The 21970-nt window shown below is 37.1% G+C and carries 22 protein-coding genes and 1 other annotated feature (1 of these 23 only partly in view); of the genes, 18 read left to right on the top strand and 4 right to left on the bottom strand.

What is annotated here, in order from left to right:
* Positions 1-2: 2 nt before the first annotated feature.
* From nrdF to secE, 15 genes are all read left to right on the top strand, one after another.
* Positions 3-1019, top strand: a complete 1017-nt coding sequence (nrdF, locus tag HMPREF3116_RS06395) for a class 1b ribonucleoside-diphosphate reductase subunit beta (protein WP_070468491.1) — start codon at positions 3-5, stop codon at positions 1017-1019.
* 175 nt (positions 1020-1194) lie between these two features.
* Positions 1195-1791, top strand: coding sequence for a xanthine phosphoribosyltransferase (locus tag HMPREF3116_RS06390; RefSeq protein ID WP_070468489.1), 597 nt, complete (start codon positions 1195-1197; stop codon positions 1789-1791).
* Between the two features lie 22 nt (positions 1792-1813).
* On the top strand, positions 1814-3088 hold the full coding sequence (locus HMPREF3116_RS06385; RefSeq protein ID WP_070468597.1) for a nucleobase:cation symporter-2 family protein: 1275 nt from the start codon (positions 1814-1816) through the stop codon (positions 3086-3088).
* A 220-nt stretch (positions 3089-3308) separates the two neighbouring features.
* Complete coding sequence (locus HMPREF3116_RS06380) at positions 3309-4265, top strand: 2-keto-3-deoxygluconate permease (protein WP_070468487.1); 957 nt, start codon at positions 3309-3311, stop codon at positions 4263-4265.
* 260 nt (positions 4266-4525) lie between these two features.
* Complete coding sequence (locus tag HMPREF3116_RS06375; protein WP_070468485.1) at positions 4526-6064, top strand: ABC transporter permease/substrate-binding protein; 1539 nt, start codon at positions 4526-4528, stop codon at positions 6062-6064.
* Complete coding sequence (locus tag HMPREF3116_RS06370) at positions 6064-7002, top strand: ABC transporter ATP-binding protein (RefSeq protein ID WP_070468484.1); 939 nt, start codon at positions 6064-6066, stop codon at positions 7000-7002. Before HMPREF3116_RS06375 ends, HMPREF3116_RS06370 begins: the two co-directional genes overlap by 1 nt.
* 39 nt (positions 7003-7041) lie before the next feature.
* Positions 7042-7608 (top strand): GNAT family N-acetyltransferase, encoded by a 567-nt coding sequence (locus HMPREF3116_RS06365; RefSeq protein ID WP_070468482.1) that lies wholly within the window; start codon positions 7042-7044, stop codon positions 7606-7608.
* 128 nt (positions 7609-7736) lie between these two features.
* Positions 7737-8570, top strand: a complete 834-nt coding sequence (locus HMPREF3116_RS06360; RefSeq protein WP_070468480.1) for a MetQ/NlpA family ABC transporter substrate-binding protein — start codon at positions 7737-7739, stop codon at positions 8568-8570.
* A 646-nt stretch (positions 8571-9216) separates the two neighbouring features.
* A complete protein-coding gene (gene cysS, locus HMPREF3116_RS06355) occupies positions 9217-10632 on the top strand; it encodes a cysteine--tRNA ligase (RefSeq protein WP_070468479.1) in 1416 nt (471 codons plus the stop codon).
* 52 nt (positions 10633-10684) lie between these two features.
* On the top strand, positions 10685-11110 hold the full coding sequence (locus HMPREF3116_RS06350) for a Mini-ribonuclease 3 (RefSeq protein ID WP_070468477.1): 426 nt from the start codon (positions 10685-10687) through the stop codon (positions 11108-11110).
* A 4-nt stretch (positions 11111-11114) separates the two neighbouring features.
* Positions 11115-11930 (top strand): 23S rRNA (guanosine(2251)-2'-O)-methyltransferase RlmB, encoded by an 816-nt coding sequence (rlmB, locus tag HMPREF3116_RS06345; RefSeq protein WP_070468476.1) that lies wholly within the window; start codon positions 11115-11117, stop codon positions 11928-11930.
* A 47-nt stretch (positions 11931-11977) separates the two neighbouring features.
* Positions 11978-12517: an NYN domain-containing protein gene (locus HMPREF3116_RS06340; protein WP_070468474.1), complete on the top strand. Its 540-nt coding sequence runs from the start codon at positions 11978-11980 to the stop codon at positions 12515-12517.
* A 63-nt stretch (positions 12518-12580) separates the two neighbouring features.
* A complete protein-coding gene (locus HMPREF3116_RS06335; protein WP_070468472.1) occupies positions 12581-13204 on the top strand; it encodes a sigma factor in 624 nt (207 codons plus the stop codon).
* Positions 13205-13404: 200 nt separating this feature from the next.
* Entirely contained in the window at positions 13405-13557 is a 153-nt protein-coding gene (gene rpmG / locus HMPREF3116_RS08780) for a 50S ribosomal protein L33 (RefSeq protein WP_083272790.1), read from the top strand.
* Between the two features lie 40 nt (positions 13558-13597).
* Complete coding sequence (gene secE / locus HMPREF3116_RS06330; RefSeq protein WP_070468471.1) at positions 13598-13771, top strand: preprotein translocase subunit SecE; 174 nt, start codon at positions 13598-13600, stop codon at positions 13769-13771.
* 135 nt (positions 13772-13906) lie between these two features.
* On the opposite strand, the gene HMPREF3116_RS06325 is transcribed toward secE, so the two are convergent.
* The 3 genes from HMPREF3116_RS06325 to HMPREF3116_RS06315 are packed head-to-tail and all read right to left on the bottom strand — an operon-like array spanning position 13907 to position 18318.
* Entirely contained in the window at positions 13907-15244 is a 1338-nt protein-coding gene (locus HMPREF3116_RS06325; protein WP_070468469.1) for a GntP family permease, read from the bottom strand.
* A 12-nt stretch (positions 15245-15256) separates the two neighbouring features.
* Positions 15257-17689 (bottom strand): flavocytochrome c, encoded by a 2433-nt coding sequence (locus HMPREF3116_RS06320; RefSeq protein WP_070468468.1) that lies wholly within the window; start codon positions 17687-17689, stop codon positions 15257-15259.
* Positions 17690-17706: 17 nt separating this feature from the next.
* Complete coding sequence (locus tag HMPREF3116_RS06315) at positions 17707-18318, bottom strand: NADPH-dependent FMN reductase (protein WP_070468466.1); 612 nt, start codon at positions 18316-18318, stop codon at positions 17707-17709.
* 661 nt (positions 18319-18979) lie between these two features.
* Here HMPREF3116_RS06315 and nusG point away from each other — a divergent pair.
* Positions 18980-19534: a transcription termination/antitermination protein NusG gene (gene nusG, locus HMPREF3116_RS06310; protein ID WP_070468464.1), complete on the top strand. Its 555-nt coding sequence runs from the start codon at positions 18980-18982 to the stop codon at positions 19532-19534.
* A 135-nt stretch (positions 19535-19669) separates the two neighbouring features.
* Here nusG and phoU read toward each other — a convergent pair whose 3' ends face one another.
* Positions 19670-20338, bottom strand: coding sequence for a phosphate signaling complex protein PhoU (gene phoU / locus HMPREF3116_RS06305; RefSeq protein WP_070468462.1), 669 nt, complete (start codon positions 20336-20338; stop codon positions 19670-19672).
* Positions 20339-20604: 266 nt separating this feature from the next.
* Between phoU and rplK the strand changes: the two genes are divergently transcribed.
* Both rplK and rplA read left to right on the top strand, forming a co-directional pair.
* On the top strand, positions 20605-21030 hold the full coding sequence (gene rplK, locus HMPREF3116_RS06300) for a 50S ribosomal protein L11 (RefSeq protein WP_070468460.1): 426 nt from the start codon (positions 20605-20607) through the stop codon (positions 21028-21030).
* A 99-nt stretch (positions 21031-21129) separates the two neighbouring features.
* Positions 21130-21819: a 50S ribosomal protein L1 gene (gene rplA, locus HMPREF3116_RS06295; protein ID WP_070468458.1), complete on the top strand. Its 690-nt coding sequence runs from the start codon at positions 21130-21132 to the stop codon at positions 21817-21819.
* Between the two features lie 54 nt (positions 21820-21873).
* Positions 21874-21970: a sequence feature (ribosomal protein L10 leader region), on the top strand; it runs 41 nt beyond the window's last position.

Genomic DNA, 21970 nt, shown 5'->3' with positions numbered 1-21970 from the left:
TAATGACACAAAAAGATAAAAAATACTTTAACCAAATTTTGGGTGGAGAACCAACAAATGATCATGTTTTATACTATAAATCAATTGATTGGAACCGCGTAGAAGATGCGATTGATAAGTCAACTTGGGAAAAATTGACCTCGCAATTTTGGTTGGATACACGTATTCCGGTATCTAATGACCGTGATGATTGGCGGATCTTAACGGACGAAGAGCGTGATGTAGTTAACAAAGCCTTTGCTGGTTTAACAGCTTTAGATACTTTACAGTCTGAAGAAGGGGCAAACGTGATGCGTGATGCTGTTCGGACACAGCACGAAGAAGCTGTATTGAATAATATCCTATTTATGGAGTCAGTGCATGCTAAATCTTATTCAACAATTTTTATATCATTGAATACGACTCGTGAAATTGATGAGATTTTCGAATGGGCTAACAATAACGAATATCTTCAATACAAGGCGCGCCGCATCAACGAAATTTACCAAAACGGAACTGGACTACAACAGAAAATCGCTAGCGTATTCCTAGAAACTTACTTATTCTACTCTGGATTTTATGCGCCACTTTGGTATTTAGGTAATAATAAACTAGAGAATGTTGCTGAAATTATCAAGTTGATTATTCGTGACGAATCTGTTCACGGTACTTACCTAGGTTATAAATTCCAATTAGGCTACAACCAACTTTCAACAGATGAACAAAATGAATTAAAAGACTGGATGTACGCACTGCTATTTGACCTAATGGAAAATGAAGAGAAATATACCGAGGAAATCTATACACAAGTAGGTTGGACGAAAGATGTCAAGACCTTTGTGCACTATAATGCCAATAAAGCTTTACAAAATTTAGGATTTGAACCTTTCTATCCAGATGGTACAGCAGAAAATGTTAACCCAATTGTGATGAATGGGATCTCAACAGATTCAAGTAACCATGACTTCTTCTCCCAAGTAGGCAATTCATACTTAATGGGTGAATCAGAAGCGATGGAAGAGGACGACTACGATTTCTAATATCATTTTCACTAAAAAACTGGCGCACAAGCCAGTTTTTTTTGGTGAAATAAAGTATTTATTCAGACAAACCGGCATCCATTAGAAATTGGTCGTAGGTTCACCGAACAATGCCTTGCAATTGAAATATATTGTTCGTACAATGGAAGTAACAAAAATAAAGGGGCTATTTATTATGAACTACTTACAAAAGCGTATTTTAAAAGACGGTCAAGTCATCGATGAAAAGATTTTAAAAATTGACTCATTCCTAAACCATCAAATTGATCCAAAAGTTATGCATGAAATCCAAAGCGATTTCTTTGATTACTTTAAATCACGTGAAATCACAAAAGTATTAACAATCGAAGCAAGTGGTATTGCACCTGCAATCATGGTAGCTGCACACTTCCAAGTACCGATGTTATTTGCGAAAAAATCTGAACCATCAACACTTGCTGGACAAGATAAATTCTCAACATTAGTACATTCATTTACGAAGAATAAAACAAGCGAAATTATCATCTCAAAAGAATACTTAAATGAACATGATAAAGTATTAATCATTGACGACTTCTTAGCGAATGGTGAAGCGAGTCTAGGATTAATTGATTTAGTGAAACAAGCTGGTGCTGAAGTTGTTGGTGTGGGTATTTGTGTAGAGAAATCATTCCAACCAGGACGTCAACGCTTAATTGATGCGGGAGTAGATGTTCACTCAGTATGCCGTATTGCTTCATTAGCAGGCAATAAAGTAGCCTTTGTAGATGAAAAAGATGAAAAGTTAGCATAAGCGGGTGGCCAATTTGAAGAATATGAATTTTAAAGATGTCTTCTCTGCTAAAACTACATTTCTCTCACTACAACATTTACTAGCTATGTATGCCGGTGCCATTGTGGTACCGTTAATTATCTCAAGTTCTCTAAACTTCACAACCCAACAGACCTTATACATTGTATCGGCAGATATTGTTATCTCAGGAATCGCCACATTCCTACAACTCTACCGGGGTAAATTTATCGGTATGGGCTTACCAGTTGTAATGGCTTGTTCTTTTACAGCTATTGGGCCAATGGTTCAAGTGGGGGGTCAATATGGTTTAGGCACCATGTTCGGTTCAGTACTAGTAGCTGGCTTAGTTATCTTATTACTAGCGCCGATCTTTGCTAAACTATCCCACCTATTTCCGCCGCTAGTGACAGGGACTATTGTGACCCTAATTGGTGCGACCTTGATTCCTGTTGCAATTAATAATCTAGCAGGTGGTGAGGGTAGTGCAGACTATGGGGATATCGATAATTTAATCTTGGGATTAATGACGTTCTTAATCATCCTTTTACTGTACCGTTTTACTAAAGGCTTTCTGCAATCTATCTCTATTTTAATTGGGTTAGTTGCTGGTATGGTGATTGCCATCTTTATGGGCAAAATGGACATGCAGCCCATTTTAGAGGCGTCTTGGGTACAACTACCGATGCCTTTTGCCATTGCGTCACCATCATTTAATCCAGCGGCGATTTTATCGCTAACAGTGGTTGGGATTATATCTATGATTGAAGTAACAGGTATCAACTATGCGCTAGCTGGGATGTACGATAAAGACATCGATGAAGCAGATCTTCGTCGATCATACTTATCAGTGGGTATTGGCTATTTACTTGCGGGTATCTTCAATACATCACCACAAACAGCCTTCTCACAAAATGTCGGCGTAGTACAAATGTCAGGAGAAAAAAGGAAATCTATTTTCGTTAACTTGATTATCTTAATGCTACTATGTGGTTTGATTCCCAAAATTGGCGCTATTGCGACTTCTGTACCGTCAGCTGTATTAGGTGGTGCAATGATTTTCTTATTTGGTAATGTCTTATCATATGGTATCAGCGTATTAGGTGCTCAAGACTTAGCAGATAATCGTAACCAATTAATTATTGGTGCTGCAATTACAATTGGATTAGGTGTAGCTATTGCACCTGAAGCCTTTGCACAGTTACCAGAATGGATTTCTTGGCTAACTTCTTCAGGAATCGTAGCTGGTGGTGTAACAGTTGTCTTATTAAACGCCTTCTTCCATGGTATAAAGAAATAAATCACTTTAACAATATCTCGTTTAAATAAATGAATCCCCCTTGCATATAGTTATGCTAGCTAAATGCAGGGGGATTTTTATGGTTTTCATGTTTGCAATTTTAGTCATAAAGATTGAATTATTGCGTAGAAAACGGACTAATACTATTGACTAAGCATTAAAAGCCATATATGATAGCCTAATTGTAGTGGTTCATAAATGATATAAGAGAGGTTTATCTATGTTTAAGAAAATAAATAAAGTACCAGCGGGGATGTTTTTGATTCCGATGGTAGTGTCATTAATATTAGTGTCTATCTTTCCTAATATGTATGATGTAATCGGTGGTACATCGCAACAAACATTTCAAATGGGTACCAACGTTGTGATTGGGTTATTGGTCTTTTCAGCAGGGACAAGTTTGGATTTAAAACAAATTGTGCCCTTACTAAAACGTCATTTACCAATGATTCTATTTAAGTTAGTGATTTCAACAATCTATATTTTAGTTTTTTACTGGTTATTTGGTTTAGATGGCATTTTTGGCATTAACCTATTGGCTTTTGCTTGTGTGATCTATTCTTTAAACCCAGCCGTAGCACTAGCTATCCATTCAAGTTATGGGGATAAACAATTTGGTGCGGTATACGGTATCATGGGCTTAATAGGGATGCCATTTGCGCCATTAATTTTACTAAGTATTTTAACAGCTGATGGTGGGGCAGCTGGGATCGACTGGCAACCTATTATCTCAATTTTTATTCCTTTATTAGTTGGTATTATTTTAGGTAACCTAGACAAAGATTTTACCGACTTCTTCGTTCCAATGATTGGGCGCTTACTACCTTTCTTAGGTTGGAACTTGGGTGCAGCGATGAACATTCAATCAGCTATTGCATCAGGTTTGCCAGGTATTTTGATGGCTGTAATCTTTATGGTTTTATTATTACCATTAATTCCATTTGACCGCTACATTATGAAACAAAATGCAGGGGTAGATGGTGCAGCTATTTGGAACGTGGCAGGTATGTCAGTAGCCAATCCCGCTAGTATCGCATCAGCCTTACCATTAGTCTTCGCGGACCAATCAACAAGCGCTACAGCGATTGTAATGATGGTATGTATCATTACTTCAATCATTTCACCGATTGTGGCACAAAAACTATATGTAAAAGCATACGGTGTAGAATCCATATAATACTTGTGAATACCTGTAGAAGAGTCATGCTTGCATGGCTCTTTTTTTGGTTTGTTGAAAGCATAAAATGTAAAAAGTCAACTTTAGATAAAACAGTCAGTTAAAGACAGGCTTATTGCAATGTATTTATGGGTTTTTATGCGATAATATAACATACGAGTGATCATTTTGCTGAAATCATCTATACCTATGATGACACAATATGATCTTGCGTACTTTTAAATGATCTACCTACATCTCATAACTTGGAAGGAGTTATCATGAACGATTTTTTATTAACGTTAATGGAACGTAAAGACCAATTATTCACTGCTACTTATGAACATATGGCTATTTCCTTACTTGCCTTGTTCATCGCCTGTGTGATTGCCATTCCTCTAGCTATTTGGTTGAATGACCACCGCAAATATGCAGAACCCGTATTACAGTTTGCTAGTATCTTACAAACGATTCCCTCATTGGCCTTGTTAGGTTTGTTAATTCCCTTAGTAGGGATAGGTTCAATACCAGCACTCATTGCCTTAGTTGTTTATGCCATTTTGCCTATCTTACAAAATACTTATACAGGTTTTGTAGAAATTGATCCAACTATTGAAGAAGCTGCGATTGCCTTTGGAATGCCTAGACGCCGTCGTCTCTTTAAGGTGGAATTACCGATTGCCATGCCGGTGGTGATATCAGGTATTCGGACCTCATTAGTATTAACTATCGGAACAGCGACCTTAGCGACTTTAATCGGTGCTGGTAGGCTTGGGTCTTTGATTATGTTAGGGATCGACCGAAATGATAGTAATTTAACGCTAATTGGTGCCATCGCATCATCTTTATTAGCGATTATCTTTGGGGCATTCATTAAATGGTTAGAAAATAAAAACATGAAAACCATTCTGATTAGCTTGTTGGTGCTATTTGTAGGGATTGGTGGACCTATCTTGGCAGAACGGTTGACTAGTCAAGTAACAAATGTCACCATCGCCGGTAAATTAGGGTCAGAACCAGAAATCCTCATTCATATGTATAAAGAAATCATTGAAGCAGATAATGACGATGTCAATGTGGATGTCAAAGCCAATTTTGGAAAAACAACCTTTCTCTTTTCTGCCTTAGATAATAATGAAATCGACATTTATCCAGAATTTTCAGGTACTGTTCTTGAAAGTCTAGTTGATGTAGATGAAGCTACTGATACAAGCGACTTTGACCAAGCAGACACCTATCAATTAGCGCGTGACTTATTAAAAGACCAGTATGATATGACTTTTCTAGAACCATTTTCATTTGAAAATACTTACGCATTAGCCGTGAAACGTGATTTTGCAGAGGAGAATGATCTAGAAACGATTTCAGATTTATTGAAAGTTGAAGATGATATCACAGCTGGCTTTACCTTAGAATTTATTGACCGTCAAGACGGCTATGCTGGTATTCAAGAATTATACGGGTTGACCTTCCCGTCAGTGAAAAGTCTTGAACCAGCGCTTAGATACAATGCAATCAATAACAATGAAGTCAATGTGATTGATGCCTATTCAACTGATAGCCAAATTTTAGAGTATGATTTGGTGACGCTTGAAGATGATTTAGGGCTATTCCCTGATTATCAAGGAGGTCCATTGATGAAAGCGGACTTTGCTGAAGACCATCCAGAAATTGTGGCATCATTAAACAAATTAAGTGGGTTAGTGACAGAAGATGAGATGATTCAAATGAACTATGCTGTAAACGTTGAAGGCAAAGAGCCTAGCCAAGTAGCCCATGATTTCTTAGTCGACAAAGGCTTAATAGGGGAGGATGCATAATGACCAGTATAATCGAATTTAAACATGTAGAGAAAGTTTATGGGGATAAACGCGTCATTGATGACTTGAACCTTACTATTCATGAAGGAGAATTTTTTGTCTTAGTGGGTCCTTCAGGTAGTGGGAAAACGACATCACTTAAAATGGTGAATGGCTTAACTAAACCAACAGGTGGAGATGTTTACTTTAAAGGACAAAAGATTAAAGATCATGATATTGAGAAAATGCGCTGGAATATGGGGTATGTCTTACAAAAGATTGCCCTTTTCCCAACAATGAATGTGAGTGAGAATATTGATGTTATTCCAGAAATGATTGGTTGGCCTAAAGAGAAACGTGCAGCTAGAATTGACGAACTACTTGATTTAGTTGGTTTAGATCCCGAAATTTACCGGAACCGACCAGTTGATGCTTTATCTGGTGGAGAGCAACAGCGGATTGGCATTCTACGTGCGATTGCTGCTGAACCAGATATTATTTTGATGGACGAACCCTTTTCAGCCTTAGATCCAATTTCCCGTAACCAGCTACAAGACCTTGTAGTCGATATTCATCAACGGTTGAAGACAACCATCTTATTTGTCACACATGATATGAATGAAGCCATTAAATTAGCTGACCGAATTGGGATTATGAACCAGGGTCGCTTAGTTCAAGTGGATACGGCTCAAGAAATTCTGACAAATCCAGAAAATCAGGTAGTGGCCTCCTTATTTAACCAAGAGAAAGAAGATGTCTTTGGCTTAAATATCTTCCGACCAGATATTCAACCACTTTTAGGAGACCATCCAGACTATCCTAAAATTGATATCGCCAGTCACCAAAAGGATTTATACGCCTTACTAGCAACTGATGAGGTGGTTGAAATCACGGAAAATGATAAGCGTTTAGGAACGCTGGATAGACAGGCTGTATTCGCTCGGCTAAAAAATCTATAAGGTGTTATGATATAAAGAAAATCAGAAAGGTGTGGTGGCATGTTTCAAACTCCAATTGATGACAAATTATCAATTAAAATTTTAGAAGAGCGTGATGCAGCAGCTTTGTACCAGTTAATTGACCATTCACGTGATTACCTAGGTGAATACTTACCTTGGGTGAAATTTATGAAAGCTGCGGAAGATGAATTACCTTTTATTAAAGAGGGGCTACAACAATTTGCCAATAAAGATGGTTTTCAATGTGGGATTTGGTATGAAGGCCAACTAGCTGGTGTACTTGGTTTGCATTATATTAAACACTTAAACAAGTCGACCTCAATAGGCTATTATTTAGGAGAAGAATTCCAAGGCTTAGGGATTATGACCAAGTCTGTAGCTTTTCTACTTGATTATCTCTTTAATGATTTAGCCTTAAACCGTGTAGAAATTCGAGCAGCGGTAACCAACCATAAAAGCCAAGCCATTCCAAAACGTCTAGGCTTTACTGAAGAAGGGATTCTTAGACAAGATGAACAACTAGATAGTGGACCATCAGACTCAGTGGTATTTTCTTTACTGAGAGATGAATACCTAGCGCAAAAAGAACCATCAATTAAATCATAAAAATACATAGCGATTGATAGTAATAACCTATCAAGGTTTATGGTAATCTAGTATCTCGATGAAATTGCAATTATGATTGGTTTTCCCTAAAATAAGTGAATGAGAATAATCATTTTGGAGGAATAACCATGAAGAAAATTTTACGTGCATTGAGCTTGGCACTAGTAGTTTTTGTATTAGCTGCTTGTGGTCAAAGTGAAGAAACAACAAAAGTGAAACTAGGTGTGGTTGGAGATAAAAACGACCAATGGGAATACCTACAAGAAGAATTGTTAGAAAAAGAAAATATTGAAATTGAATTGGTGAAATTTACCGACTACCGTCAACCAATCGTATCTCTAGATGATGGTTCGATTGATATGCACTCCGCTTTAACAGAAATCTATATGGATTCCATCAATGAAGAAGGTGGTTATTCAAATACCACGTTAGGTTATACCACTTTAAATCCAATGGGTGTCTTTTCTGAGAAAATCGATTCTCTAGATGAATTAAAAGACGGTGCTTTAGTGGCTATTCCGGATGATGTATCAAACGGATCACGTGCTTTATTACTACTACAAACAGCAGGTTTAATCGAACTAGATGAATCAAAAGGATTATTACCATCAACAAGTGACATTACTTCAAATCCCAAAAACTTACAATTTGAAGAAATGGCAGCCAACCAAACAGCGCGTGCTTTAACTGACGTGGATATCTCATTAATCAACAATGACATGGCAACAGACGCAGGTTATGTACCAACACAAGACGCTATTTACCTAGAACCAGTCGCAGAATCATCTAAACCATACTACAACGTCATCGCAGTCCAAGAAGACCAAACTGATAATGAAGTATACAAGACAATCCTTGAATACTATCAAACAGACGAAGTCGCAGCCATCATCGACGAAATGTCAGCAGGTTCATCCATTCCGGTATGGGAAGGCGCACCAGAACCAGGTAGTGCAAATTAATCTTGAAATAAAAAATAATTATTAAAATTAAAAACGTCTCCTAGGATAACTAGGAGGCGTTTTTCCATGTTTTAATATCGTCTGATAAAAACAACTATTGTATTATACTTACTTTTAGTGAAGTAAAAAGATCTTTTTTTACAAATAAGTTATGCATTATAATAAGAATTTGGACGAATTATAGTAGTATAAAATCATTTTTTTACTGATTTTTATTTATTTTTAAAAAGACAAAAAATAGGAATGTTATAATAGCAAGGTTTATAAAATTTTTTCATTAAAATATGATTAGATAAAAATGGCTTAATTTCCAATTAATAAACTTATAGGATATAAAAAGAACAAATTTGAAATGCAGCTAATAATTATTCAGGGTAAATATACATTATAAAGTATAATAAATTCTCATTTATTTCTATAATATTGTCAAATATGTTAGAATGATAAGGATTGAAGAGGAATAATTTCTCTCATTAAAATGCCATAATTCAAAAAATGGCGATTTGTATTTTTGAGCAAAATGTTTCTATAATGAGCCTATACGAAATAACTCGTGACTTGCATGCAAACGACTTATTCGTATCGCCTCGAATAGACCGTTTGCTTTATCGCTAAACAAACCAACGGACATAGGAAGGGCAAAATTATGTTAAAAATTTATAATACATTAACCAATCAGAAGGAAGAGTTTAAACCACTAGTGCCAGGAAATATTTCAATGTATGTATGTGGTCCTACTGTTTATAACTACATTCATATTGGGAATGCCCGGTCTACTGTTGCTTTTGATACGGTACGCCGCTATTTTGAGTATCGTGGCTTTGATGTGAAGTATGTGTCTAACTTTACAGATGTGGATGATAAGATTATTAACCGTGCGAATGAAGAAGGGTTAACCCCTGAACAAATTGCGGATAAGTATATTGAAGCATTCTATGAAGATACGGATGCTTTAAATGTGAAACGTGCTACTAAAAACCCACGTGTTGTGGAGAATATGGATGATATCATTCAATTTGTGGCGGATTTAGTGGATAAAGACTTTGCGTATGTAGTAGACGGTGATGTCTACTATAGAACGCGTAAATTTGAGAAATATGGTCAGCTATCTGATCAAAGTATCGATGATTTACGGGCAGGGGCATCTGAGCGATTGGAAGCAGATAGTCAATCGAAGAAAGAAGATGTTGTAGACTTTGCCTTATGGAAGGCGGCTAAACCTGGTGAGATCTCTTGGACTTCTCCTTGGGGTGAAGGTCGTCCGGGCTGGCATATTGAATGTTCTGTGATGGCAACGAAACTGTTAGGCGATACTTTAGATATCCATGCAGGTGGCCATGACTTAACTTTCCCGCACCATGAGAATGAGATTGCCCAATCTGAAGCACACACAGGTCATACCTTTGCTAATTATTGGATGCATAATGGGTTTGTGACAATGGGTGATGATGATGAGAAGATGTCTAAATCTTTAGGTAACTTTGTCTTAGCCCATGACTTAATCCAACAAGTCGATCCACAAGTGGTTCGCTTCTTCTTGGCATCAGCACATTACCGGTCGCCGTTAAGATTTAACGAAGAAAATATTCAAGATGCCACCAAAAACTTAAACAACTTGAAGACAGCTTATGCGAACTTAAACTACCGCTTTAAAGACGCTAAAGATAGCTTAGATAATGATGCGGACATCTTAGCGCAAATTAAGCATATAGAGAATGCATTTATTGAAGCGATGGATGATGATATTAATACGCCTAATGGTTTAACTGTGGTTTATCGTTTAATGCGTGATATGAATGTATATACAAACCAAAAAGAAGTATCAGTGCCAGTTCTTGAAGCTTTCAAAGAAACTTTTACAGCCCTGTTAACGATTTTTGGGGTCACTTTATCCGATGAACAAGAGTTGTTGGCGGATGATATTCAAGCTTTAATTGATGAACGTAATCAAGCGCGTGCTGATAAAAACTTTGCCCATGCGGATGAAATTCGTGATCAATTAAAAGCTGAGGGTATTATTCTTGATGATACTGCTCAAGGTACGCGCTGGAAGCGTGCGTAAGTTTAAGTGCAAACGAAAGTAATGAGAATCAATACAGAAATGAGTCAACTAAATGTCTGAAAAAGAGTCTTTATCAAAAAATGAAATCAAGCAACTAAGCGGCCTAACCTTGGCTTATTTGGGAGATGCTTCTTGGGAGGTTGTCGTGCGTGATCACTTGGTCAAAAGTGGCCTAACGAAACCAAAGGATTTACATAAAGCAGCTACTGAATTTGTCTCCGCAAGAGGACAAGCGCTATTAATAGAGGCGATGCAAGCTGAGGAAGGATTCCTTACTGAAGATGAAATCACCATCTTTAAACGAGGGCGTAACGCGAAAAGTCACTCAAGCGCTAAAAACGCAGATATTCATACTTATAGACTGGCAACTGGATTTGAAGCGTTGATGGGTTTTGCTTATTTAAATGATCAAGACCGCTTTAAAGACATTGCAACCTTCTGTATTCAACACATTCAACACGCACAAAAAGAGGAGTAAGCACATGGCTAGAAATAATCAAAGACAAAAAAACAGAGATAGACAACCCCGTAAAACCAATAATAAGGAAGCTTTAGAGCAATCTCCTGATTTTGTCTATGGCTTTCATGCCGCAATGGAAGTGCTAGAAAGCGATCATGACGTCAACAAAATCTTCTTACAAAATGGCTTAAATGAAAAGAATGCGCAAGCGATTTTAAAAGCTGCGAACAAACGAAATATCTTAGTGTCTAATGTACCAAAAGAAAAATTAGATACGCTTTCTGATGGCGGTAACCACCAAGGTGTTGTATTGGCTATTGCAGCATACAAATATGCAACATTAGAGGATATCTTTAAAAAAGCCGAAGCCGCTAACGAAGACCCTATTATTATGGTCCTAGATGGCATTGAAGATCCACATAACTTAGGTTCTATTTTAAGAACAGCTGATGCTTCAGGAGTTCATGGTGTCATTATTCAAAATCGCCGCGCTGTCGGGTTAACGCAAGTGGTTGCCAAGACTTCAACTGGTGCGATTGAACATGTGCCGGTTGTACGTGTAACCAATATTTCTAAAACCATTGATACTTTAAAAGAACGTGGCGTATGGGTATTTGGTACAGATATGAAAGGTCAATCCATGTGGCAAATGGATGCGACACTTCCAATTGCTGTTGTGATTGGTAATGAAGGGAAAGGCGTTTCACCAGGTGTGAAAAAACACCTTGACGGCATGATTACCATTCCAATGCGTGGTCACGTTCAAAGTTTAAATGCTAGTGTAGCAGCAGGATTATTAATGTATCAAATTTATCAAAGTCGTATGGGTAATAGCTAATTAGGGAATTGTTATCATAGTCAGTTAACGAAGAAAGGAGGGATGACATGGCACTAAAAAAAGAACGCTTAATCGTTGATGGGTACAACATGATTGGTTCATGGCCTTTACTTGTGAAATTGAAAAATCGAGATGAAATTGAGGCTGCAAGAGACTTATTGTTAGAGACCCTTTCTAACTATGTAGGCTATCACGATATCGAAACATGGGTAATTTTTGATGCCATGTTTGTTCCGGGTATTTCTAAAACTTATGATCAATTTAACCTACATGTCGTCTTTACTAGTGAAGGGCAAACTGCTGATTCATATATCGAAGAGATGATAGTAGATTTGGTGAGCCCCTTACATAATGTAACGGTTGCGACGAGTGATTTAGCTGAGCAGCGAATTGTTTTCCAAAAAGGTGCTTTAAGACAATCAGCACAAGAGTTATATAGAGATGTACAGAAAACCAATGTGGAAATTGCACATGGTAGTAATGATTATGAATACAATAAATATCAAAGATCCATACCATGGTCAGTCCATCAGCTAGATAAACTAAATGATTTTTATAAGCGTTTAATTGATAAGAAAAGTGAATAGCATGATTTGGTGTGTTTGGTCTTTTGGACTGCGCTTGGTTGATCTATATGGAGAGGATAAACTATGGCAAAGCGTAAACAAAGTAAAGACCAATCACAGGTATTGGACTTAGTGTTACAAGGCAAAAATAACCTTACTGAAGAAGTATTTGATGCATTATATCAAGAAGTTTTACCTACTTTATTTGCTAATCGTTGGCGTGTTCCAAAGTATATCTTGGAGAATGATGATTACTATCAAGAAGCTAGAATTTGTTTAGTTCAGGCGATTGAAACGTATCGATTAAATAGTAAAGCTACATTTACAACTTACTTTGCAAATGTTTTTAAGAATAGGTTATTGGATATTCGCCGGATGCATATGACAGATAAACGTATTGCGAATTTTAAGGTGGAACGTTCGCTGGACTTATTTGCAAATGAAGGTGAAGAAAATAGTATTGAAAACCGGTTACGGACGAAAGAGTTTCCACCCGAATATGTATATCTCTTCAATGAGACTATTACCAAGTATGAGGATAGTTTGTCTGCTATGGAGAAAACTGCCTATGATTATTTTAAACTAGGATTTTCTTATGAAGAGATGGAAAACTACACTGGTTATACTAGGAAACAGGTACATTCGTTAATTGCCAAGTGTAAGCGAAAATACCGCCAAATTTTATCTGAATATTTTGACGATTTATAATGTAGACGGTTCTTCTGCTTTTGAAAACCATGTATATTTTGATGATCAGGAAATGAATTGTTTTGAGGAGTTGGCTGATGACAGTGCAACTCCTTTTTGTTATTTATGGTATAATTAAAAGTGCAGGAAAAATAAATTGACATTGACCATCGACGTAAGTACTATGTACAATGAATCATAAATCGAGGAGCTTGTGAATTATGGCAACAAAGAAAGTAGCACTTGCTTGTACAGTATGTGGCTCTAGAAATTACACAACAAATAGTAATGCCAATAACCGTACAAAGCGTTTAGAAGTGAAGAAATTCTGTAGACACTGTAACCAACATACAATGCATAAAGAGACGAAATAGTCATACCTGACTAAAAGATGATAGAGGGCGAGGGAAGTAGATGCAATTTTTAAAAGATGTATGGCATGAAATGCGATTGACTACATGGCCAACTGGTGGCGAATTAGTACGTTACACTGGTATCGTACTATCAACAATTATCATGGTGGCCATTTTCCTGGGGATTATTGATACCTTATCGCAATGGGCCTTTGCGTGGTTTATCAACTTATAATAAAGCCATTAGAGCTATTAAAAAACTGCCGTTATAGTTAGGCAGTTTTTTGTTTGGATCAATTGAATGTGTGGATAAAAAAATAGGATTGATCACTTGAATTAAAAGGATCAATCCTATTGATTAAAATCAACATTAATATAGTAGTTGTGCTGCTAATATTACGGTAATTAAGCTGATGATAAAGCCTACGTTACTTAAAATGCAGGCATGAATAAAGCCGTGTTTGAAGTTCAAACCACTAACGGCATTAAAGGTAATCACAGCTCCTGATTGTGGGATAAAGGTTAAAGCACCACCGGCAATTACAGCGACTCTGTGCACAACCTCTGCTGGAATCCCCATTGAAACATAGGTTTCACCTAATTGTGTGATCACAGTACTAATAGCCCCAGTAGCCCCCATTACAGGTGATAATAATGCAGTAATAACCCCAAGACTCACAAGGGCTGGACCAGGCATACGTAGTAAAAAGTTTTTAACACTTTCAAACGCAGGCGCAGTTGTTAATACAGCACCGAAAGCTACAGCACTAGCGGCACCGAATGCTGAACCAACAGCCCCAGTAGCACCATCATTCAATACCCCAGTATGATCATCAATATAGCCATTAAATAACACGGCACATAGACAGATTGTCAGTGCTAGTGCAATTAAGATAATATTTTCCACTTTACTAAAGATGAAGATCACAGCAATTAGAATCACTAATGGCATGATGCTCAATGTAAAACCTGGTAGCTTTTTATGATCAGTCATTTCTTCTTCTTTAGCGGCTTGAATCTTAGATTCATCATTTTCAAGGTAAGAATAGAAGTTTTCATTTCGCTGAATACTACGATTAAGTACGAAGTGCATATACCAAGTACCGAAAATAAACATGGTTGCAAATCCTATGATACCTAATAAAGGCGCTGCCATTAGATTTGTTCCTAGAACAGTTGTTGGCACAGCGTTTTGTATAGAAGGTGTCCCAGGAAGCATAGACATGGTAAATGTACCAGCACCAAAGAATAGTGGTAAGGATACTAATGACCAGTTGATATCTAATTCTTTGAAGATAGGGCGTGCTAGTGGGATGAGTGTAAAGAAAACAACGAATAAACTAATACCACCGTAAGTTAGGATAGCACCAATAAGTGTTAACGCCATTAATACTTTAAAAGGGTTTTCAGTCCCAACACGCTTGAGTAAAGAGGCAGCAATTGATTTGGTTGCGCCACTTCGGTCCATATACTGTCCAAGGATAGCCCCAAGTAAAAAGATACCGAAATTTTTAATTAAGAAATTGGCTAGACCACTCATATATGAATTCTCGGGGCCAACTAAAGCCCCAAAGATATTCATTTGATTGGCTAAAATAATGATTAACGCACTCAGTGGTGCGGCAATAATCATCTTTAAACCTCTAAAGGATAAAGTAATCACTGCAATAATCGCAAGTAATAAACCTATTAAACCTAAAATATACATGCTTTCACCTCATTAATTTGCAGTTTCTGTAGCTGCTTGATGACCAGCTAAGCGTCCAAAAATAAAGATGTCAGCAAGTGCATTTCCGCCTAAACGATTTCCAGCGTGAATACCACCAGCCACTTCACCAGCAGCATATAACCCTTTTATCGTATGACCTTTAGTATCCATTACTTGGGTCTTACTGTTAATTTTTAATCCACCCATAGTGTGGTGAGTAGCAGGGCTACGTGGTGTAGCGTAGAATGGTGCAACCTCCACCTTATGGTTAAAGGATGATTTATGGAATTCTGGATCATAGCCTTCTTCAACGTATGAGTTGTATTTTTCAATAGTATCAACAAAAATTTCTGGATCGATATCTATTTGTTTCGCTAAATCTTCTAATGTATCTGCCTTAAAGCACGCTTTATTTTTAATATCATTTTCTAGTTTTTCATCTGTAGAATTGAAACGTGTTTTAGCAATTTCTGCATCAGAAATATTATAAATAACGCCACCTTGTTCAAATAAGGCATTCGCAAGTACGTCACGAGATGCGTATTCATCAACAAACCGTTTTCCTTCCTTGTTTACAAAAACAAAATCTGTTGGTGGGCAGTCGATACCGCTAAAGATATTTCCGGTGATTGGGTCTGCACTTGGCATTAATTGAACAAATTCCATACCTACTACGTCTGCATCAACCGATTGTCCCATTAAGATACCATCCCCAGTTAAGGCAGGAGAGTTTGTGGTTGGGATATTATCTGGTAGGCTTTTCCAGTAGTTGTCGTATTGTTTGATGAGTTTGATATTTGCACCGTAACCACCTGTTGCTAGTACAACACCTTTCTTCACACGAATACGAATAGGTTGTTTATCTTTACCCGTAGCATTGATGCCAATGATCTGACCATCTTCTATCATGAAAGAATCCGCCTTAGTTTCTGTGAGAACTTGACCATTATTCGCTTCTATATATTGTAGTAATGGATTAATAAATCCAAATCCTTCAGCTTCTTTCGGTTCACGTGCCCGTCGCCAAGTAGCTCCAACTGGTTCGGTTACATAAGATTCATCGAATTCGACACCTTTCTCTTTCAACCAGTTGATTGTTTCTACAGCGTGTTCGGCTAAATAATGAACAAGTTTAGCGTCTCCATAGATCTTGTTGCCATCTTTATCTTGGCGATAACCACCGAAGTAGGTTTGGATGGTATGCAAGTTTACAGAGTCAAATAAGTAGTTTTCACCTTTGTTCTCAATATCATCAAAGTATTGGTCAAGCTCAGCTTTCAATTCATTGAAATAACCCCGATACTCCTCAGGTAAATCGTTACTATCATATGCATATAGTTTTTTTAATGACTCTAATTCCCCTTTAATAGCTGGGAATTGTCGTTGCCATTCAGGGTCGGCTGCATTTATTTGTCCACCAGTACGGGTTGTATTACCACCAATAACTGGGAATTTTTCAAGTACTGCAACAGAAGCACCCTCATCTAAAGCTGCTGCTGCAGCTGCTAGACCAGCACCACCGGAACCAATAACAACTACATCCATATCCATCTCAATAGGTGATTTAGACTGATTTACTTGTGCGTTTTTAGGTCTTTTACGTAATAGGTTAGAATCAAAACCAGCTTGGTCAGCAGCATCTGCCACACCATCAATCACACCGTTAGATGTTAGGGATGCACCAGAGATAGTATCAACATTTAGTGTTTGTCCTTCGATAATTTCTTCTGGAATACGTTTAAACACTAAATCAGCAATACCTTCTGTTTCGCCACTTGAATCAATATCAATAGATTCAATTCTATTCTCTGAGAAACGAACAACCATTGGTAAATCACCGTTGTGTCCAACAGCAGTTACATGATATTCACCAGGCTTAAAGTTTAATTCTTCGGGAATACTTAAAATTGTGGCCACTTGTGTAAACCGCTTGAATTTTTTGAAGCAACTCTCTAAGAATTTAACAGTTCGTTCATCCTTAAGGTTATTATCTTCATCAAAAGCAGTGTGTGCTTGTCCTAATAAAAACTCACTACCAGGCATAACGATTGCATTTACACCGGGTGCATCAAGAATTTGACGTAGGTGCAGTTGTGAACGAGATGAACCTTGAACAGAATAAGATGCGCCCACAATCATGACGGGTTTATCTTCAAGTGGATGAATTTTAAAAGATAACCATTCGATAACACTTTTTAGTGCTGAAGGGATAGAGTGGTTATGTTCAGGTGTTCCAATAATGACCCCATCTGCATCTTGAATCTTTTGTGCTATATCTTGAATCGCAGGGTGATTTGTTTGGTCATCCGTTTCATTAAACATAGGTACTGTATCAATTTCGATTATTTCAATTTCATCTTCTGTAAAATGCTTTGCCATAAAATTTAAAAGTAAGCGATTGTAAGAAGTTTTAGCATTAGTACCAACAATACCGACAAATTTCATATATATAATTTCCTTTCTTAATCTATAATGTCCTTCCATGAAAATTCATGACGACGTAAAGTTTGATGGTCATGGGAAGCGATGAGTTGCTGATTAATTTTGACGAATTGTAAGAATTCAGTAAATAGTTCTTCTAATTCTGTCACTTTGTCTTCGTAAACGAGCTGTCCCTCTTCGTTGAAGGCATCACCAGAATGACTTAATAAGTACTCAGAACTTGGCATAATACGCGCTTTAATTTCTGGAGAGTCTAAAATTTGACGTAGATGTATTTGGGCTCTGGAAGAACCTAAGCTTCCTAATGAAGCACCAGTAATCATTACAGGCTTATTGATAAAAGGTTGGTATGAATAAGACATCCACTCTAATACAGATTTTAACTGTGCTGGAATAGAGTGGTCATATTCAGGCGTACTAATAATGACCCCATCAGATTCTTCAATCTTTTTAGCGAGTTGCGTTACAGCTTGCGGAGCCGGTGTATCTTTAGGCTCATTGAAAGCTGGTATATCAGCAATTTCTACTACTTCGATATTTGCTTGATCTGCAAAGTGTTTTGCTATAAATTGCAATAGTTTTCTATTTGTAGAACGGCTTGAATTGGTGCCTACAATAGCAATAAAATTCATCTAAATATGCCCCTTTATATTGATATAAATATTTTTTTTAGCTGCTAATATGCTGAAATATTAGGCGGGTCACTTTTATAAGCATCGCCAATCAATATCCATCATCTTAACAATAGTTTCATTATGTTCATCTAACTAATGAGAAATACAAAAGACCGTATCCCCCCTCAAGATAAAAACGTTTCCAACGAACGATTATAGGATAACGCTAAGTGACTTCATTCACAATATCAGTTTTTTGTTTAAAAAACATATTTATGAAATTAAATTTTATTAGGTAAAATTTGTATGCTTTATGATTGTTATATTGTAGGTAAAACGGCTATGTAATCGTGATAAATATTTTTTTAGACGTCATAGGAATTTGAAGTTTTATCATTTTTACTCATGTGATTTTAATCACTAAAACAAAATGTTAAGGATGGTTTAGGATAAAGAGGATCTTAAATTATGATTTTGCAATAAGAAAACTAGCGGATTATTATATATATGGATGGGTGGCTTATCTATTTTTAATGAAAAGTCGTTATGGCAGACGCTTACTTGTTGTGTTATAATGGGCCTCGAATAAAGCGAAGAGAAAACCTTTCATACGAGGAAGGTTTTTTAATTTGCCTTGAAGTTGATCAGTTATCAATGTATTAAGAAAAGGAGTATATCGATGGTACAAGAAATCGAAATTGGTAAAGAGTGGTATGTAATCCATACTTACGCAGGATATGAAAATAAAGTTAAACAAAACTTGGAAATGCGTATTACTTCAATGAACATGGAAGATTATATTTATCGCGTAATCGTACCTGAAGAAGAGCATGTGGAAAAAACCAAATCAGGTAAAGAGAAGATTGTTAAAGTTAAAAATTTCCCTGGCTATGTATTAGTTGAAATGATCATGTCAGATGAAGCATGGTTTGTTGTTCGTAATACGCCAGGTGTTACTGGTTTCTTAGGTTCTCATGGTCAAGGTTCAAAACCAACCCCTTTATTACCGGATGAAGTTCGTAACATCTTAGCTAGCCTTGGTGAAGGTGGCCGTAACCGTGATATTTCATTTGAAATTGATGAAGTAGTTAAGGTTATTGATGGTGCTTTTGATGGTATGGAAGGCCGCGTTCAAGAAATCGACGCAGAACACGGCAAGTTGAAACTTACTGTAGAAATGTTTGGACGTGAAACATTAGCAGAAGTAGACTACGACCAAGTAGATAAATTCTAAAACATTTAAAAAAGATGCGGATGACCATAGAAAATGATCAACCGCATCTTTTTATCTTGTATTCAATTCAAAATGATTCCTAGAGTCAAGAAGACGCATTTCTATTGTTGACTCTTTTCTATCATAACATACACATTAATCGTTTAAGTTTACTATGTTAGCATCTTCAGTATAGATAACACGTTCGCATAAGTTTGTGGCATAATCTGCGATACGTTCGATATCATGTAAGATTGCGATGATAGCTGAACCTGTTTTAACTGTTTCTGGTTGTTTCTCCATAATAACGAGCGCTTGGTCTACAAGTTCTCTAAAAGCTGAATCTACTTCGTCATCAATGTCAGCAATTTCTTTAGCGCGCTCAACGTTGTGTTGGCTAAAGGCGTCGATTGCTTGACCTAGCATATTTTTCGCTAGTTCACCGACCGCGAATAGGTCATCCATGATTGGATCGAATGGTGCTAGATTATCAATTTGTAGGATACCTTTAGCGATTGAAGTCGCATGGTCAGCGACGCGCTCTAGGTCGGAACTTGAAGCAAATACAGACAGAATCATTCGCAAGTCGGTCCCAATGGGTTGTTGACGAGCGATTATACGCATGACATAGCGTTCGATTTCTTTTTCTAGGTGGTTGATTTCAATATCGCTATCGATCACAGATTGTGCTTCAACGTGATTATTAGTCTTTAGCGCTTGATAAGCGCGTTCTAACATAGCTGCTGTACCAAATCCGAGCTTAGCGTGCATACCCTCCAAAGTCTTTAGCTGGTCATCGTAAAATTTTCTTACTGGACGTTCCATCATCATCACTCCTTTGCGATGTACTTTTCTTTACTAAGGAGTCAGTTTACCATATTTTACCAATCTTGTCATCTAGTAAATATTGTAAAATAGGCGATGTAACCCTTTACAAAGTGTTTGTATAATATATAACATATTTTCCAAAAAAACTCTTGCAATGATGAAGGATATATGGTTTAATAGATTACTGTGTGTAGACACATGTAGTGGGAGGAGAAATCTTAACTCCATTAAACCACAACGCGAAAAACAAGGAGGAATGTTTCGTGGCTAAAAAAGTACAACAAATCGTTAAATTACAAATTGAAGCTGGTAAAGCAAGTCCAGCTCCGCCAGTAGGTCCTGCATTAGGTCAAGCTGGTGTGAACATCATGGGATTCACTAAAGAATTCAATGCACGTACACAAGATCAAATGGGTATGATTATCCCTGTAGTGATCACTGTATTCGAAGATCGTTCATTTACATTTATTACTAAAACACCACCAGCTGCAGTATTATTGAAAAAAGCTGCCGGCGTTGATAAAGGTTCTGGCGAACCTAACAAAAATAAAGTCGCTACCGTAACTCGCGACCAAGTTCGTGAAATTGCAGAAACAAAAATGGAAGACTTGAACGCTGCAGATGTAGAAGCTGCTATGCGTATGGTTGAAGGTACTGCACGTTCAATGGGCTTTAAAGTAGAAGGCTAATTGTCAGGCTGTATTACAAGAAACTCATACGCCACAAATCACTAGTGATTTGTGAGTGGGAGGATTATCCGCTAAAACCACATAGGAGGAATATATATAATGGCTAAACAAACTAAAAACCAAAAAGCTATTTTCGAAAAAATTGAAAAAAATAAAAAATATGCTTTAACAGAAGCAATTGAATTATTAAAAGAAGTAGACTACGCTAAATTTGATGGATCAGTTGAAGTTGCATACCGTTTAGGTATCGATACTAAGAAAAATGACCAACAAATCCGTGGTGCTATGGTATTACCTAACGGTACTGGTAAAGACCAAACTGTATTGGTATTTGCTAAAGGTGAAAAAGCACAAGAAGCTAAAGATGCTGGTGCTGACTACGTTGGTGACGACGAGTTCATCCAAAAAATCCAAGGTGGCTGGTTTGACTTCGACGTGATCGTGGCAACTCCAGATATGATGGGTCAAATTGGTCGTTTAGGTCGTGTATTAGGTCCTAAAGGCTTAATGCCAAACCCTAAAACTGGTACTGTAACACAAGATGTTACTAAAGCAGTTCAAGACATCAAAGCTGGTCAAGTAGCTTACCGTGCTGATAGCGCTGGTAACTTACACTTACCTGTTGGTAAAGTATCATTTACTACAGATGCATTAGCTGAAAACGTAAAAGCTGTTCAAGAAATGGTTTTACGTGTTAAACCTGCATCTTCTAAAGGTACTTATATCAAGAACTTAGTGATTACATCTACAATGGGTCCTGGTATCCAAATTGATGTTTCATCAATCTAAGATTAAATAAAAATAATACTTGACCCACTTATACTATTTTGGTAGTATGAGTGAGGTTATTTATATAGCTTACCGAAGACAGTTGGTGGCCTTGCCTTAATTTTACCAACCGAGGAAGATACGTCGTTCACTACTAGATAGTGAGCTTTAT

Origin of the sequence: Aerococcus sp. HMSC10H05 (genome assembly GCF_001806975.1) — a bacterium.
Classification (GTDB): Bacteria; Bacillota; Bacilli; order Lactobacillales; family Aerococcaceae; genus Aerococcus; species Aerococcus viridans_B.
The sequence above is the reverse complement of the archived record's forward strand: the minus strand, read 5'-3'. Positions and strand labels throughout refer to the sequence as shown.